The following is a 14,085-nucleotide window of genomic DNA, read 5'->3' on the forward strand; positions in this document are numbered from 1 at the left end:
GACCCCGATACCCTTTGCGGTGATGAACACTCGCGACCCGTGGCGCGCGGTCGCCGCGGTGCTGGCCACCGCCGCCGTGCTCGCCGGCGCCGTGGCCGCGCCGGCCCTCGCCCAGCCCGCTCCACCGCCCACCACCACCCCGTTCAGCACGCCGGATACCCGCGATTGCGCGCAGCGGACCAAGCCGCCCGCCCCGATCGACGCCTCCGAGGTGCCCGAGCCGGGCGAGCGCACCCCCGACCCGCTGCCGGTGCCCTCGCCCGCCATCGGCGGCAAACGGATGGCGGAATGTGGTGTTGTACTGCCCGATTCGGCCGGACCCGTGCCCGCCGACATCTCCGCCACCGCCTGGGTCGTGGCCGACCTGGACACCGGCGAGGTGCTCGCCGCCAAGGACCCGCACGGCCGCTACCGCCCCGCCAGCACCATCAAGGTGCTGCTCGCCACCGTCGCACTGCGCACGCTGAAGCTGGACACCGTGGTCACCGGCACCGCCGCCGACGCCGATGTGGAGGGCACCAGGGTCGGCATCGGCCCCGGCGGCCGCTACACCAACCGCCAGCTGCTGCAGGCCCTGGTGATGGCGTCCGGCAACGACGCCGCGCACGCGCTCTCCGCCCAGCTCGGCGGCGACCCGGTGACCGTCGCCAAGATGAACGACCTGGCCCGCTCGCTGCGCGCGCTCGATACCAGGGCCGCGACGCCCTCCGGGCTGGACGGGCCCGGCATGAGCACCTCCGCCTACGACATGGCGGTGCTCTTCCGCGAGGCCATGACGGAGCCGCGGTTCGCCGAGTTCATCCGCACCGAGCAGATCGACTTCCCCGGCTTCCCGCCGGATCCGAGGATTCCCGGCGACACCGACCACCCCGGCTTCGTGATCGGCAACGACAACCACCTGCTCTACAACTACGAGGGCGCGCTCGGCGGCAAGACCGGGTTCACCGACGACGCCAGGCAGACCTTCGTCGCCGGAGCCGAGCGCGGTGGCCGCAGGCTGGTGGTGACGCTGCTCAAGGCGGATGTGCTGCCGCTGCGGCCGTGGGAGCAGGCGGCGCGGTTGCTGGACTACGGGTTCGCCGTGCAGCGGGGCGGTGGGGTCGGCATGCTGCCCGATGCGGCGGCCGCCGGGTCGAGTGGCGGGCCGACACTGGCCGCGCCACCCGCCGCCGACCCCGGTGATCGCGACCTGCCCGGCGGCAGCGACGCCCGCGACCGGGCCCGGCTCTTCTTCGTCGCCGCGGGCGTCTTCGTGGTGCTGGCCCTGCTCGTGGCCGCCCGCGGCGTCAACCGCCGCAGGCGCTGAGTTCACCGCCTGCGGAGCAACCAAACCCCCAGCGCGGCAAGCGCTCCCGCACCGAACCAGGCGGCGCCCGCCGCGGCGGTGGTCCCGGCGGGCCCCACCCGCGGCTCGATGATCGCGGGCGCGGGGGCGGGGACCACCCCCTCCCGCTCGTTCTCCCGCGCGGTCGCAGCCCACGCCGTCGCGAAGAGCACGATCCGGTAGGTGACGTAGCTGAACACCATGAGGCCGATGATCGACCCGAAGGTCGCGCCGGCCGGGCTGCTCAGCACCGTCTGCAGGTAGAGCGAGGCCACCAGCTTGAACACCTCGAAGACCAGCGCCGCGATGAGCGCCGCCTTGGCCGCGCTCTTCAGCGTGACCGGCTCGCGCGGCAGCCGCGCGATGATCCAGCAGAACACCGCCCACGAGGCGAGCGCGCCGAGCACGATGCCGATCAGCGCGAGCAGGAACCGCGCGCCGGGCAACTCGGAGAGCTTGAAGAAGCGCAGCAGCCACTCCCCCAGCCCGCTGGAGGCCAGCCCGGAGAGCCCGAGCGAGACCGCCATGGCCAGCCCGAGCCCGACCAGCGCGACGAAGTCGGAGAGCTTGGAGGTGAACCAGTTCCCCTCCTCGGTCTTCTGGTCCCACTGCTCGGTGAGCGCCGCGCGCAGGTTCGCCATCCAGCCGAGCCCGGTGTAGACGCCGGTGAGCAGGCCGAGCACGCCGACCGTGTTCCTGGAGCGGATGGCCTGGTCGATCAGGTCGTTGAGCTGGTCGCCCATCGAGCCGGGGATGTTCTCGATGACCTTCTGCTGCAGCTCGCCGAGCAACTCCGGATTGCCGGCGAGCACGAACCCGGCGGCCGCGAAGGCCACCATGAGCAGCGGGAAGAGCGAGAGCACGGTGAAGTAGGTGATGCCCGCGGCGTAGTAGTCACCGCGCTGCCGCTGGTAGCGGCCACCCGCCCGGACCAGGTGGTCCAGCCACGGCCGCGCCTGGATGCGCCGCTCGATCCCGGCCTTGGTGTCGTCGATCACCTGCATGGTCTCGCCCCTCGGCTCGGCCCCCGCGCTTACTCACCGAGTGAGCAGCCCCACCCGATCGTAAACCTGTGCGAGCGTGTTGCCGGCGATCTCGCGCGCCCGGGTGGCCCCGGCGGCCAGGATCCGGTCGAGTTCGCCCTGATCACTCAGGTACTCGTCGACCCGCGCGCGCAGCGGGGTGACGAACTCCACCAGCGCCGCGGCGACGTCGGCTTTCAGGTCGCCGTAACCCTTGCCCGCGTAATCCTTCTCCAGGGTGGCGATCGGGGTACCGGCGACCGAACTCAGGATCACCAGCAGGTTGCTGACCCCCGGCTTGGCCTCCTGGTCGAAGCGGATCTCGCGCTCGGTGTCGGTGACCGCGGAGCGGATCTTCTTCGCCGTCACCTTCGGGTCGTCCAGCAGGTTGATCAGCCCGGCGTCGGTCGAGGCCGACTTGCTCATCTTGGCCGTCGGGTCCTGCAGGTCGTAGATCTTGGCGGTGCCCTTCACGATGTGCGCCTCGGGGACCACGAAGGTCTTCTTGAAGCGGGTGTTGAAGCGCTGCGCCAGATTCCGGGTCAGCTCCAGGTGCTGGCGCTGGTCCTCGCCGACCGGCACCTGGTGCGGGCGGTAGAGCAGGATGTCGGCGGCCATGAGCACCGGGTAGGTGAAGAGCCCGACGGTCGCGTTGTCCGCGCCCTGCTTGACCGACTTGTCCTTGAACTGCGTCATCCGGCTCGCCTCGCCGAAGCCGGTGATGCAGCTCAGCACCCAGGAGAGCTCGGCGTGCTCGGGCACCTGGCTCTGCACGAAGAGCGTCGACTTCTTCGGGTCGATGCCGATGGCGAGCAGTTGCGCGGCGGCGCCGCGGGTGCGGGCGCGCAGCTCCCTGGGGTCCTGGGGGACGGTGATGGCGTGCAGGTCCGGGATGAAGTACAGGGCGTCGTAGTCGTCCTGCATGGTGACCCAGTACTGCAGTGCGCCCAGGTAGTTGCCGAGGTGGAACGAGGAACTGGTCGGCTGGATCCCGGAGAGCACACGCTGTTTGCGCTCGCCGGGCTGCGCGGGACTGGACATGCCCCGATCTTCGCACGCCCCATCAAGCGGAATTCCGGGTGTCCACCCCCGGCATGCTCGGCCTTCCGGTGCGGATCAGCCGCTGCTCCCGCTTCGAGACCAGCTTGTACGGCGGGGCAAGCGCGCGGAGCCGGAATACCGTCGTGTCAAAATCGAGAACGTGACGGCGCAGCGAACGTACGGTGGCGTCTCCGCCGACGAGCGGCGGGCGCAGCGGCGATCCGCCCTGCTCACGGCGGCGCTGGAGATCATCGGCACGCACGGACTGGGCAAGCTCACCGTCTCCGGGCTGTGCACCGCGGCCGGGCTGAACGAGCGGTACTACTACGAGAGCTTCGACAGCAGGGACGCCGTGCTCACCGCGCTCATCGACAGCATCGCCGAGGAGCTCGCCGCCACCATCCTGACCGCGCTGCGCACCGCCCCCGACGAGCCGGGAGCCAAGGCGCACGCCGCCATCGCCGCGGGCATCCACCTGCTCACCGACGACCCGCGCAAGGCCGAGGTCGCGCTGATCGCCGGCCTGGCCACCCCGGAGCTGCGCGCCCGCACCAATGCCACCGTGCGCGCCTTCGCCCGCCTGGTGGCGGCCCAGGGCGGCGACTTCTACGGCGTCACCGACCCCAGCTCGGCCCCGCTCATCGACTTCCGCGCCACCTACCTGGTCGGCGGGCTCGTCCAGACGCTGACGGTCTGGTTACAGGGCGACCTGACGATGTCCAAGGAGCAGCTCATCGAGCACACCACCGAGGTGTTCGTGCTGCTCGGCGAGGATCTGGCGCGCCGCTTCAGAGCGTGAGCGGCACCGCGCGCAGCGGGGCGGGCTCGCCCTGCAGCACCACCCGGAAGAGCACGTTCTTCCGCGCCCAGTACTCGGCGCCGTCCCGCATGGCCGCGCCGAACCACGCGCGTTCGGCGGGCTGTTCGGCCAGCAGTTCGGTGGAATTCCTGACCACAGCCAGGTAGCCCTCGGCCGCGCCGAGGCTTTCGTCCAGATCGCGCAGGCACTCGTCGAAGGCGTCCTTGTTGGCGCCGAAGTAGTACGGGAACTGGAAGGCGGCGGCGAACTCGTCGTACACGCCGCTGATGGTTCGCATCCGGCCACCGCGCAGCTCACGCACCACGAACCCGGCCGGGGCGCGGTGCCTGACCTCGCTGAACTCGGCCGGGTCCACCGCCAGCGAGCCGAGCGGCTGGTGCTCCTGCGTCAGGAAACGGGCCAGGGTTATCGGCCTGGTCATCAGCGCATCCTCGTGAAGGTGGCGTAGTGGTCGCCGGTGTACCAGGCGGTGCCGTCGCTGCCGGTGACGATGCGTTCCGCGTCGCGGTTGCGGTTGCGCTGCTTGGGGTTGACGTCCCACTCCCGGTAGGTGACGGGTTTGCCGTCGGTGCCGGTGCGCGGGAGGGTGCCCTCTCTGTTCTGCCAGCGGTCGCCGCCCTTGGTGCCGGGGGCGTTGGCCGAGTCGGGCCAGCGGCCGGCGTCTATTTCGGTGAGGGTGTCGTAGGCGCGGGGTGGGACGTCCGGTGCCTGGGCTTTCCGGTCGGTCGGCGGGGTCGACGGGGTTGCGGGTTTCGCCGGTTGGGTGGTCGCGGACGGGGTGGCGGTGCTCGGGTCGTCGGTGCCGCGGGCGAAGAGTCCCACGAGGACGACGACGATCAGCCCGCCGAGCGCGATCAGTACCTTGGTGAGGGCGCCTCTGCCCTGCTGCGCCTCGCTCATCGGTACCGCACCGTCACCAGCGGCTCGGCCGCGTCCGCACTCACCTTCACGATCGAGAATCTACGTCAACAACCCAGGCGTGAGTTCGGTCGCAGTACAGTTCGGGCTGGGCGCGGCGCGCGTTCAGGCGCTCCGGCGGCGCAGGTCCGCCTCGGTGCCGATCCACTGCGAGGCGACCTCATCGACGGAGGAGCCGGCTGCGGCGTCGGTGAGGGCACGATCGGCTTCGATGGGCAGAACCAACTGCACGGTGCGGCGCACGGTCAGCGTGCCGGGCTCGTGCCGCGGGACCTCGACCGGCTGGGCATCGGGCGCGAAAGCGAAGCTGTCGATGCTCCAGTCCGGGCCGTGCGCGGCGTCGAGCGCGGCCAGTACCGGATCGGTACCGTCATCCTTCGAATGGCTCATCGCTTCCTTCCTCCCATCGCTGGAACACCGCGAGGCGCTCTCCGGTCAGCTCGCCGGCGGCGATGATCTCCCACTGCCACTGTCCGACGCGGTGAACAGCCACGATCAGTGGCCGACCGGAATGCGTACGCGCTGCTATCAGTGTGACCTGCGGATGTTCACTTGTCGACGGCAGGGCCAACCGGCGCCGCGCCGACAGGGCTTCATCGACCTCGCCCGGCGTCACGCCCCGCAGCCGGGACTCCGCCCACTCGGGCAGCTGGAAAGGCATCCGCCCACCCTACCGAGGCCGCTCCACACACCCGCGCATCGCCAAACTGCATTGTCCACCAATACCTCTGATTGCAATCAGACATCCCGAACGCCGCGACACCGATGGCATCGAACTGCTTGTCGACAGCGGATCGGATACCGCATGAGCAACGCAGAGCGCGAGCCCGCCGCTCGGGCCGCCGATGGCCGGGTTCGCGGTCGAGCCCGAGCGCCCGCTATGCGGCGATGCCCACCTCGTCACACAGCCGCCGGACGTCGGCGCGCATCCCCGAAGGCGGGTTCTTCCGCAACCCGTGCAGCATCACCCGCGCGAACCCGTTGTAGCGAATCGTCTCGGGCGCGGTCTGTGCCGCCTTCTCCAACAGCGCGAACGCGGCCACATGCTCATCACGCTGGGTGTGTGCCCGCGCGACTTCGATGAAATGGCGGGATCGTCTCGGCACCGACACGATGCTGTCGGCGTCGAAACCGTTCGCCGCTCGCACCGCCTCGCCGGGGCGCCGCAATTCCACTCCGAGAGTCGTGGCGTGCGCGGCCATGACCGGTACCGAGAACGACGTCTGGACGTGCCGATACTCGGCGCCGAGGCCTCGGGCCATCCGATCGGCCTTTTCCCAGTACGCCCATGCTTCACCGTGCCTGCCCCGGCGGGCGTGGACGTAGGCCAGCTCGGCATTCAGCGCCCCGGTGATTCCGCGCCAATCGTTCGGTGTGCTGTCGCGATCGAGGTAGTGAGTGATTCGCTCACCCGCCGTCCGGGCGAGTCCGATCGCCTCCTCCCAGCGCCCCGAATCCCGCAGCGCCTGCACCATCGCCCAGGCGCCGCACGCGATGACGTAGGGATCGTCGGATTCGTATCCCTCGTTCAGCGCCCGGTCGGCGACGAGCCAGACCAGCTCCGGAGCGGGCTGATAGGCGACATAGAAGTCCGCCAGCTGATAGACGCCCGCCAGCACTCGGCGTGCGGCTCGACGCTCGGGTCCGCCTGCTCGCACGGCACCCTGCGCGTCCCTGATCAAACCGGGCAGCAGTGCACCCAGCTGCGTTCGGTGGTCCGGGCTGGAATGGCGCACTGCCCACGCCTGATTCAGGCGCGCCGCCAAGTGCCCCACGGATTCCGGTCGTCGCGGGACGTGCATGCGGTAATCGGTGAGTGCCACTTGCACATCGGTGAGCGCTGCGTGCCGAGCACCAGCGAAAACGCCGACCGGGACAGCGTGCCCCTCGCCGGTCAGCTCGGCCAGGTCCTCGATTTCCAAGGCTCGGGCGATGCGGAGCAGCATGGGCAGCCCCGGCGTTTTGATCCGGCCGTTCTCTACAGCTTTGACCCACTCGGCGGACCGGCCAAGGAGACCTGCCAGGACCGGCCTCGACATACCTCTCCGCGTGCGGAGCCGTTTGATTCGCGTCCCGATCGGGAGTTCGTCGGTTGTCATCGTGGGACCACCTTCTCGCCCAGCGCCTCGTCGGATCAAGGGTATCCGCTGCGTAGGGGGTAGGAAATGTACCCAGCGCGGATGACCAGACTTCCTACCGTCTGTCCCCAGCGCTCGGCACCGGTGGCGGTTCCCGGTGTCGAGCGCGAACCAAGCGACAAAGGGGGAACAGGTGAGAAGATCACTACCGCAGCGCGTTCGGTTTCCGCGGACTCAGCAGCAGCACCGCGCGTTGCCGGCGCGGACGCTGGAAGCGATCGCCATTGCGCTTCGCACCTGGGACGGACCGCAACCTGAGCGCGGAGAGCGTCCCATGTCGCCGGTGACGCTGCGGCAAGCACTCGAGATCGCCGATAACCCGGACCGATAGCCGATGCCCGGCTCTCCGGCACCGGACGAACCGGATGTGCACCTGAGCATCCGGCTCGGTGGGATACCGCTGGATTATGTCGCCTGTATGACCGCGGCGCTGATCTTCGTGCAGGAGCACGCGGAACGGCGGTATGTCGACGCGGTCAGCGTGGACACCGACTGCCTCCCACGATTCACCCGTCCTCCGAATGAGCGGCTGTACTTGCTGTAGGTGCGGAGCGCGCCCATTTGCGAATCATCGCGAGATCTACGGAGTGCGGGTTCCCACCAGGGTCGAGCCGGCACCACAATCGGTGATCCCGGGAAGCGCGCTGAATCCGACCGTAACCGGGGCATGATCCGACCACCGCTCGGCGTAGGTAGCCGCCCGCTCGACCCGCGCGGACTCCGCGAACCGCGCGATATCCGCGGTGGTGAAAAGCGCGTCGATCCGCCAGCCGGTGTCGTTGTCATAGGCACGGCCCCGGTAGGACCACCAGGAGTACGGGCCGTCCACGTCGGGGTGCAGTGCGCGCACAACGTCCACCCAGCCTCCGGCCAGCAACTTGTCGATCCAGGCCCGCTCCTCGGGCAGGAACCCGGACGACGTGCGATTGGCTTTCCACGCCTTCAGGTCCCGCTCGGTGTGCGCGATATTCCAGTCGCCCGCCACCACCATCTCGCCGGTGCGAGCACCCAGATGGGCGCCGAGTTCGTCCAGGAAGCGGTACTTCTCGTCTTGGCGCGGGGTGCCGACGTCGCCGGAGGGGACGTAGACGCTGGCGACGGTGAGGCCGCCGAAGTCCGCTTCGACGTACCGGCCGGACCCGTCGAATTCCGCACTGCCGAAGCCGATCCGCACGGCGTCCGGCTCCCGCCGGGAGAGGATGGCGACGCCCGCGCGGCCCTTGGCACCGGGTTCGGCGTTCGCGAGGTGCCAGCCGTCGAGTGCGAGCGCGGAGCGGGTCTGGGCGTCGGTGGCCCTGGTCTCCTGCAGGCAGACCACGTCGGCGTCGGTCGCGGCCAGCCACTCGAGGAGCCCCTTGCCGGTTGCCGCTCGGACGCCGTTCACGTTTACGGTTGTGATGATCGCAGGCACCCGAAAACCGTACAATGCTGGTCACACGTACGTTTCCGGCGCCACACCCGGCGCGGGGCGTCCGCGGGGGCCCACCGCACCGGAGGGCTCCGCAACCCGGGGCCGACCGGCTCCGGCGAACGACCCCGGGCGCCGCGACACCGCCGTCACCGCCCAGGAAGGGGTGCCGACGATGTCGTCCGACACCGGTTCATTCCGCCGCACTTTCCCGCGCGCCACCTTCGTCCGCCGACGCAGAATCGACGCCGTTGTTCCGGACACCGCCGCGCTTGCCCCTGCCGCGGGCGGTCCGCTGCCTGCCCTCGCGGCTGCGGACACCACCGCCACCATCACCGCGTCCGATGCAGCCACCACCCCGCCCGAGCCGGGCGCCACCGGCGCCGAAGCAGACGCCGCGCAGCGGTTCGCGGCTCCGTCGGGTTCCGGTACGGACGCAGAGCCTTTGACTCGCCCCTCCGGAACACGCAGGGTGACCGCACTGCCCGTGCGCCCCGTCCCGGAACCCGCACCGAAACCGAAGCGCCCCATCCCCGCTCGCCCGCAGCCCATCGCGGCGATCAATATCGGCTCCGGCGACCCTCTCCTGCTCCTGCACGGCTTCCTGCTCTCCCCGCACTGCTGGGAGCAGGTCGCGGCCCGGATGGCGGCCCGCTGCGAGGTCTTCGCCCCCGCGCTCCCCGGCCACTGGGGCGGCAAACCGATCGACGGCCCGCTCGACGTGCGGAAACTGGCCGATGAGATCGAGCGCATGCTCGACGAGAAAGGCTGGCGCACCTGCCATATCGCGGGCAACTCGCTGGGCGGCTGGATCGGCGCCGAACTCGCGCGCCGCGGCCGAGCCCGCACCCTCACGCTGATCGCCCCGGCGGGCGGCTGGGCGTCGCCCTCGCTCACCCAGTTCCGGGTCGGGCTGAAGTTCCTCGCCCTGGTGCCGTTCGCCGAGGCGGGAAAAAGGATCGGGGTGCGGCAAATGGACAACCCGGTGATCCGCAGACTGGCGGGGTACGCGCTGGCCAAGAACGCGGGCCGGGTCGGGAGCCGGGACGCCAGCGCCGCTGTGCACGCGGTCCTGCAGTGCGCGGCCATGGTCCCCATGCTGCTCGGCGGGATCAGGCACCCGGCGCTGCCGGAGCTCTCGACGCTCACCACCCCGGTCCGGCTACTCCTCGCGGAGTACGACCGGGTGATCCCGAACCGCGTGTACGCCCGCCGCTACCTCAACGAACTCCCCGACTCCGCCGACCGCATCCTGGTCAACGGCGTCGGCCACGTCCCCATGCTGGAGGCGCCGGACCGGATCGCCACGCTCATCGCCGAGCACGTCTACGCCAGCCGGAGCCGCCTCAAAGCCTTGTAGCTACTCGTCCTCGCCCCGCGCGCGGCGCTCGTAGGCACTGCGCGCGGCGGTGTCGACATCGTCCAGGAAGACCTTCTCCAGCCCGAAGGCGTGCGCCAGGTACTCGCTCACCTTGGTCGGCAGGAAGTACTGCGAGGCCACCAGCGCCCCGGCCAGCTTGGTCACCGCGACCCGCCGCCTTGGCTTGGCGATCAGCCCGGCGACCGCCGCCGCGATGTCCTCGGGCTCGGCGTTCTTCATGCCCTTGGCGCCCGCGGTGCCGGAGACCAGCTCGGTATTGGTGAACGTCGGCAGCACCGCGGAGAACTCGACGCCGCGCTCCCGGTACTCCGCCCGCAGCGTGTCGGTGAGCGCGAGTACCGCCGCCTTGCTGGCGCAGTAGGTGGCCAGGCCGGGGGTCGGCGCCTCGCCCGCCAGTGAGGCGATATTGACGACATGCCCGCTGCCCCGCGGCGCCATCCGCTGCACCGCCAGCTTGCTGCCGACGATCACGCCGTGCACGTTGATGTCCATGATCCGGCGGCTCACCCGGTCGGGTTCGTCGCCGAAGCTGCCCGCGGGCATGATCCCGGCATTGTTGACCAGTACGTCCACCGGGCCGAGCTGCCGCTCCACCTGGTCGAGGAAGGCGGCGAAGGAGTCCGGGTCGGTGACGTCGAGCTTGCCGTAGACCTCCAGGCCGAGGTCCGCGCCCGCCTCCTTGACCTTCGGCTCGTCGATATCGCCGATCGCCACCTGGGCGCCCTGGTCGCGCAGGTGCCTCGCGGTGGCGAAGCCGATGCCGCGCGCCCCGCCGGTGATGACGACGACCTTGCCCGCGACGGTGGTTGCCGTGGCCATGGCGGTTCCTCTCAGCGCTTGGTGGCGGAGTCGGCGAGCAACCCCTTGGCGATGTGGGTGACCTGGATTTCATTGCTGCCCGCGTAGATCATCAGCGACTTGGCGTCCCTGGCCAGCTGCTCCACCCGGTACTCCTGCATGTACCCGTTGCCGCCGAAGAGCTGCACCGCGTCCATGGCCACGTCGGTCGCCGCCTCCGAGGCGTACAACTTCATCGCCGAGGCCTCGGCCAGGCTCGGCGGCTTGCCCGCGCGGCCGCGTTCCAGGGTGTTGAAGACCATATTGCGCACGTTGATCCTGGCCACCTCCATTTTCGCGAGCTTGAGCTGGATGAGCTGGAAGCGGCCGATCTCCTGACCCCACAGCGTGCGGGCGCGGGCGTAGTCGACCGAGAGCCGCAGGCACTCCTCGATGATGCCGAGCGCCTGGAACGCCACCCCGACCCGCTCGGCGGTGAAGCTGGAGCGCGCGCTCTCCCTGCCGTCGCCGCTGCCGTGCTCCTCGGTCTCGCCGAGCAGCCGGTCGCGGCCGAGCCGGACGTCGTCGAAGAAGAGCTGGCCGGTGGGCGAGGCGTGCAGCCCCATCTTCTTGAACGGCTTGCCCTGGGTGAAGCCGGGCATGCCGGAGTCGAGGACGAAGGTGAGGACCTTGCGGTCGCGCTTGGCGGTGGTGCCGTCGTCCAGCTTGGCGTAGACGATGACGACGTCGGCGTACGGGCCGTTGGTGATGAAGGTCTTCTGGCCGTTCAGGATGTAGTCGTCGCCGTCCCTGCGGACCGTGGTCTGCATGCCGCCGAAGGCATCCGAGCCGGAATCCGGCTCGGTGATGGCCCAGGAGGCGACCTTGCGCATGGTCATGAGGTCGGCGAGCCAGCGCTCCTTCTGCGCCAGCGTGCCGCGCGCCCTGATGGTGGCGGCGCCCAGCCCGAGGCTCACGCCGAGCGCGCTGACCAGGCCCAGGCTCACGCCGGAGAGCTCGGAGATGAGCACCGCCATCATGGAGTCCTGCGCGTTCTCCTCGCTCTCGCCCGCGCTCTCGCCCGCCCGCTCGCGGGCCAGCGACTTGCGCACCGCCTCCTCCGACATGGCGTCGATGCCGAACTGCGCGAACAGTTTCCGGATCACCGGGTAGGGCGGCAGCTCGCCGCTCTCCAGCTCGTCCAGCTTGGGCCGGATCTCCTTGTCCACGAAACCGCGCACCGCGTCGCGGATCATCAGGTCGGTCTCGGACCACTCGAACATCGTTGTTCCTCCCGGCACACATGCGTGCACGCTTGTATGCAAGTGACCATACCGCCGGGCTCGCGGGGGCGGGCGGGTTCGCTCCGAACCGGTGTCAGCGGGGCACGCCGGGGGGCTGTTCCGGGAGCGTGCGACGCAATTCGGTGCTGGCGCGGAGCCAGCGGCGGCGGGCACGGGCCGGGTCGGTGCCGACGAAGTCGGCCACCAGGATGCCGCGCAGCACGTCCATGGCGGTGTAGAGCAGGTCGCGCAGCGGGCGGGCGTCGCGGCCGGCGGGGAGCAGGCGGGCGACGGTGGTGAGGACCATCTCGTCGATGATCGGTTCGGCCTCGCGCAGCGCGGCGGCGAGCACGGGGTCGGTGCGGCCCGCGATCCAGAGCTCGGCGGAGGCGGCGAAGAGCGGGCCCTGGTGCGTCTCCCAGAGCAGTTCGAGCGCGACGCCGAGCGGGTCGGCGCTGGTGGTGGCGCGGTCCAGCTCGCGCAGCGCGATCTCGGAGCGACGCTGCGCCAGGTGCCGGACGGCGGCGACCACCAGGTCCGCCTTGGCGCCGAAGTGGTGCACCTGGGCGCCGCGGGTGACCCCGGCGCGGGCCGCGATACGCGGGGTGGTCGTTCCCGCGTAGCCGTACTCGACCAGGCAGTCGACGGTGGCGTCGAGCAGCCGCTCGCGCATGGCGGTGCTGCGCTCGTGCTGGGTGCGGCGGCCGCGGGTCACACTGCTGGCCATCAGCGGATTCTACGCGCGGGGTGCGTTACGCCTGGCCAGGGCGACGGTGATCGTGAAGAGGACGACGCCGGTGACGGCGAGGGCGGCGCCGACCGCGGCGGGGGCGGTGTAGCCGTAGCCCGCGGCGATCACCAGGCCGCCGAGCCAGGCACCGGCCGCATTGGCGATGTTGAGCGCGGCGTGGTTGAGCGCGGCGGCGAGCGTCTGGGCGTCGGCGGCGACATCCATGAGCCGGGTCTGCAACCCGGGCGCGAGCGCGGCGCCCGATGCCCCGACCAGCAGCGCGCCGATCGCGGCGGTGACCGGGTTGTGCGTGGCGGCGACGAACCCGGTCAGGATCACCACCATGGCGCCCATGCCGAGGAAGATCGAGCGGTCCACCCCGCGATCGGCCAGGAAACCGCCGCCGATATTGCCGATCACCATGCCGACCCCGAAGAGCGCGAGCACCAGCGGCACCAGCCCGGCGCCGAGCCCGGCCACATCGGTGAGCGTGGTGGCGACGTAGGTGTAGACCGCGAACATGCCGCCGAAGCCGACGGCGCCGACCGCCAGCGTGAGCAGCACCTGCGGCCTGCGCAGCGCGCCGAGCTCGGTGAGCGGGTTAGTGGTGACGAACCCGGTCAGCGGGGGCACGAAGCGGAGCAGCGCCGCGACCGTCACCAGCCCGATCAGCGCCACCACGACGAAGGCCGCGCGCCAGCCGAAGGCCTGGCCGAGCCAGGTCGCGGCGGGCACCCCGACCACATTGGCCACGCTGAGCCCCAGCATCACCGCCGCCACCGCCTTGGCCCGCTGCCCGGCGGGCGCGAGCGTCGCGGCGGCCAGCGAGGCGACGCCGAAGTAGGCGCCGTGCGGCAGCCCCGCCACGAAGCGCGCCGCCACCAGCGTGCCGTAGCTCGGCGCCAGCACCGTGGCCAGATTGCCGATGGTGAACGCCACCATCAACCCGACCAGCAGCTTCTTGCGCGGCATCCGCGCGAAGGCGGCCGCGATCACCGGCGCGCCGATCACCACGCCGAGCGCGTAGGCGGAGACCGCGTGCCCGGCCGTCGGCTCGGAGACGTGCAGCGCGCTCGCGATATCGGGCAGCAACCCCATGGTCACGAACTCGGTGGTGCCGATCCCGAACCCGCCGAGCGCCATGGCGAGCATGGCGGGCAGGTGCCAGCTGGTGCGCGGGGTCTCGACGGCGGTCGCGGTAGAGGTCACGCTCTCGTGCAACCTCCCCGCACCGGCGCGGGGT

Annotated in this window: 15 protein-coding genes; 3 read left to right on the top strand and 12 right to left on the bottom strand. The window is 70.7% G+C overall.

Annotated elements, in window-relative coordinates; translation table 11 throughout:
- Nucleotides 1-22 precede the first annotated feature (22 nt).
- Nucleotides 23-1,306 (top strand): D-alanyl-D-alanine carboxypeptidase family protein, encoded by a 1,284-nt coding sequence (locus tag NH2_RS00640; RefSeq protein WP_067646502.1) that lies wholly within the window; start codon nt 23-25, stop codon nt 1,304-1,306.
- 2 nt (nt 1,307-1,308) lie between these two features.
- On the opposite strand, the gene yhjD is transcribed toward NH2_RS00640, so the two are convergent.
- Both yhjD and trpS read right to left on the bottom strand, forming a co-directional pair.
- Nucleotides 1,309-2,328 carry an inner membrane protein YhjD gene (gene yhjD / locus NH2_RS00645; RefSeq protein ID WP_067646505.1) on the bottom strand — a complete coding sequence of 340 codons (1,020 nt, stop codon included), beginning with the start codon at nt 2,326-2,328 and terminating at the stop codon, nt 1,309-1,311.
- Nucleotides 2,329-2,361: 33 nt separating this feature from the next.
- Nucleotides 2,362-3,387, bottom strand: coding sequence for a tryptophan--tRNA ligase (gene trpS, locus NH2_RS00650; protein ID WP_067646507.1), 1,026 nt, complete (start codon nt 3,385-3,387; stop codon nt 2,362-2,364).
- Nucleotides 3,388-3,547: 160 nt separating this feature from the next.
- On the opposite strand from trpS, the gene NH2_RS00655 reads away from it, so the two are divergent.
- The gene (locus NH2_RS00655; RefSeq protein ID WP_067646511.1) at nt 3,548-4,186 is read left to right on the top strand and encodes a TetR/AcrR family transcriptional regulator; all 639 of its coding nucleotides are present in this window, start codon (nt 3,548-3,550) and stop codon (nt 4,184-4,186) included.
- Here NH2_RS00655 and NH2_RS00660 read toward each other — a convergent pair.
- The 6 genes from NH2_RS00660 to NH2_RS00680 all read right to left on the bottom strand — a co-directional run bounded on the left by NH2_RS00660 (nt 4,176) and on the right by NH2_RS00680 (nt 8,674).
- Nucleotides 4,176-4,628 (bottom strand): barstar family protein, encoded by a 453-nt coding sequence (locus NH2_RS00660; RefSeq protein WP_067646514.1) that lies wholly within the window; start codon nt 4,626-4,628, stop codon nt 4,176-4,178. The two genes, NH2_RS00655 and NH2_RS00660, sit on opposite strands and share 11 nt — an antisense overlap.
- Nucleotides 4,628-5,107, bottom strand: coding sequence for a guanyl-specific ribonuclease (locus tag NH2_RS00665; protein WP_067646517.1), 480 nt, complete (start codon nt 5,105-5,107; stop codon nt 4,628-4,630). The genes NH2_RS00660 and NH2_RS00665 overlap by 1 nt, the downstream gene beginning before the upstream one ends.
- A gap of 123 nt (nt 5,108-5,230) precedes the next feature.
- Nucleotides 5,231-5,515, bottom strand: coding sequence for a hypothetical protein (locus NH2_RS00670; RefSeq protein ID WP_067646520.1), 285 nt, complete (start codon nt 5,513-5,515; stop codon nt 5,231-5,233).
- A complete protein-coding gene (locus tag NH2_RS28505; protein WP_157103545.1) occupies nt 5,496-5,786 on the bottom strand; it encodes a hypothetical protein in 291 nt (96 codons plus the stop codon). The genes NH2_RS00670 and NH2_RS28505 overlap by 20 nt, the downstream gene beginning before the upstream one ends.
- A 217-nt stretch (nt 5,787-6,003) precedes the next feature.
- Nucleotides 6,004-7,224, bottom strand: a complete 1,221-nt coding sequence (locus NH2_RS00675) for a helix-turn-helix domain-containing protein (protein WP_067646523.1) — start codon at nt 7,222-7,224, stop codon at nt 6,004-6,006.
- A gap of 619 nt (nt 7,225-7,843) precedes the next feature.
- A complete protein-coding gene (locus tag NH2_RS00680) occupies nt 7,844-8,674 on the bottom strand; it encodes an exodeoxyribonuclease III (protein ID WP_157103546.1) in 831 nt (276 codons plus the stop codon).
- Nucleotides 8,675-9,143: 469 nt separating this feature from the next.
- Here NH2_RS00680 and ephH point away from each other — a divergent pair, with 469 nt between their 5' ends.
- Nucleotides 9,144-10,031 (top strand): epoxide hydrolase EphH, encoded by an 888-nt coding sequence (ephH, locus tag NH2_RS00685; RefSeq protein ID WP_245650364.1) that lies wholly within the window; start codon nt 9,144-9,146, stop codon nt 10,029-10,031.
- Here the strand turns inward: ephH and NH2_RS00690 are convergent, their stop codons facing one another.
- From NH2_RS00690 to NH2_RS00705, 4 genes are all read right to left on the bottom strand, one after another.
- Nucleotides 10,032-10,871 carry an SDR family oxidoreductase gene (locus NH2_RS00690; RefSeq protein ID WP_067646526.1) on the bottom strand — a complete coding sequence of 280 codons (840 nt, stop codon included), beginning with the start codon at nt 10,869-10,871 and terminating at the stop codon, nt 10,032-10,034. It lies immediately after the preceding gene.
- 11 nt (nt 10,872-10,882) lie between these two features.
- Nucleotides 10,883-12,112: an acyl-CoA dehydrogenase family protein gene (locus NH2_RS00695; protein ID WP_067646529.1), complete on the bottom strand. Its 1,230-nt coding sequence runs from the start codon at nt 12,110-12,112 to the stop codon at nt 10,883-10,885.
- Between the two features lie 94 nt (nt 12,113-12,206).
- Nucleotides 12,207-12,839 (bottom strand): TetR/AcrR family transcriptional regulator, encoded by a 633-nt coding sequence (locus tag NH2_RS00700; RefSeq protein WP_067646532.1) that lies wholly within the window; start codon nt 12,837-12,839, stop codon nt 12,207-12,209.
- Nucleotides 12,840-12,848: 9 nt separating this feature from the next.
- Nucleotides 12,849-13,994, bottom strand: coding sequence for an MFS transporter (locus tag NH2_RS00705; RefSeq protein ID WP_067647570.1), 1,146 nt, complete (start codon nt 13,992-13,994; stop codon nt 12,849-12,851).
- Between the last annotated feature and the right edge of the window lie 91 nt (nt 13,995-14,085).

It is taken from the genome of Nocardia harenae NBRC 108248, from assembly GCF_001612885.1.
GTDB classification, from domain to species: Bacteria; Actinomycetota; Actinomycetes; order Mycobacteriales; family Mycobacteriaceae; genus Nocardia; species Nocardia harenae.

Excerpts from the sequence above, each read along its gene's own strand:
- NH2_RS00640 (WP_067646502.1), top strand. The coding sequence starts at position 23 with ATGAACACTCGCGACCCGTGGCGCGCGGTCGCCGCGGTGCTGGCCACC.
- yhjD (WP_067646505.1), bottom strand. The coding sequence starts at position 2,328 with ATGCAGGTGATCGACGACACCAAGGCCGGGATCGAGCGGCGCATCCAG.
- trpS (WP_067646507.1), bottom strand. The coding sequence starts at position 3,387 with ATGTCCAGTCCCGCGCAGCCCGGCGAGCGCAAACAGCGTGTGCTCTCC.
- NH2_RS00660 (WP_067646514.1), bottom strand. The coding sequence starts at position 4,628 with ATGACCAGGCCGATAACCCTGGCCCGTTTCCTGACGCAGGAGCACCAG.
- NH2_RS00665 (WP_067646517.1), bottom strand. The coding sequence starts at position 5,107 with ATGAGCGAGGCGCAGCAGGGCAGAGGCGCCCTCACCAAGGTACTGATC.
- NH2_RS00670 (WP_067646520.1), bottom strand. The coding sequence starts at position 5,515 with ATGAGCCATTCGAAGGATGACGGTACCGATCCGGTACTGGCCGCGCTC.
- NH2_RS28505 (WP_157103545.1), bottom strand. The coding sequence starts at position 5,786 with ATGCCTTTCCAGCTGCCCGAGTGGGCGGAGTCCCGGCTGCGGGGCGTG.
- NH2_RS00675 (WP_067646523.1), bottom strand. The coding sequence starts at position 7,224 with ATGACAACCGACGAACTCCCGATCGGGACGCGAATCAAACGGCTCCGC.
- NH2_RS00690 (WP_067646526.1), bottom strand. The coding sequence starts at position 10,871 with ATGGCCACGGCAACCACCGTCGCGGGCAAGGTCGTCGTCATCACCGGC.
- NH2_RS00695 (WP_067646529.1), bottom strand. The coding sequence starts at position 12,112 with ATGTTCGAGTGGTCCGAGACCGACCTGATGATCCGCGACGCGGTGCGC.
- NH2_RS00700 (WP_067646532.1), bottom strand. The coding sequence starts at position 12,839 with ATGGCCAGCAGTGTGACCCGCGGCCGCCGCACCCAGCACGAGCGCAGC.
- NH2_RS00705 (WP_067647570.1), bottom strand. The coding sequence starts at position 13,994 with ATGCTCGCCATGGCGCTCGGCGGGTTCGGGATCGGCACCACCGAGTTC.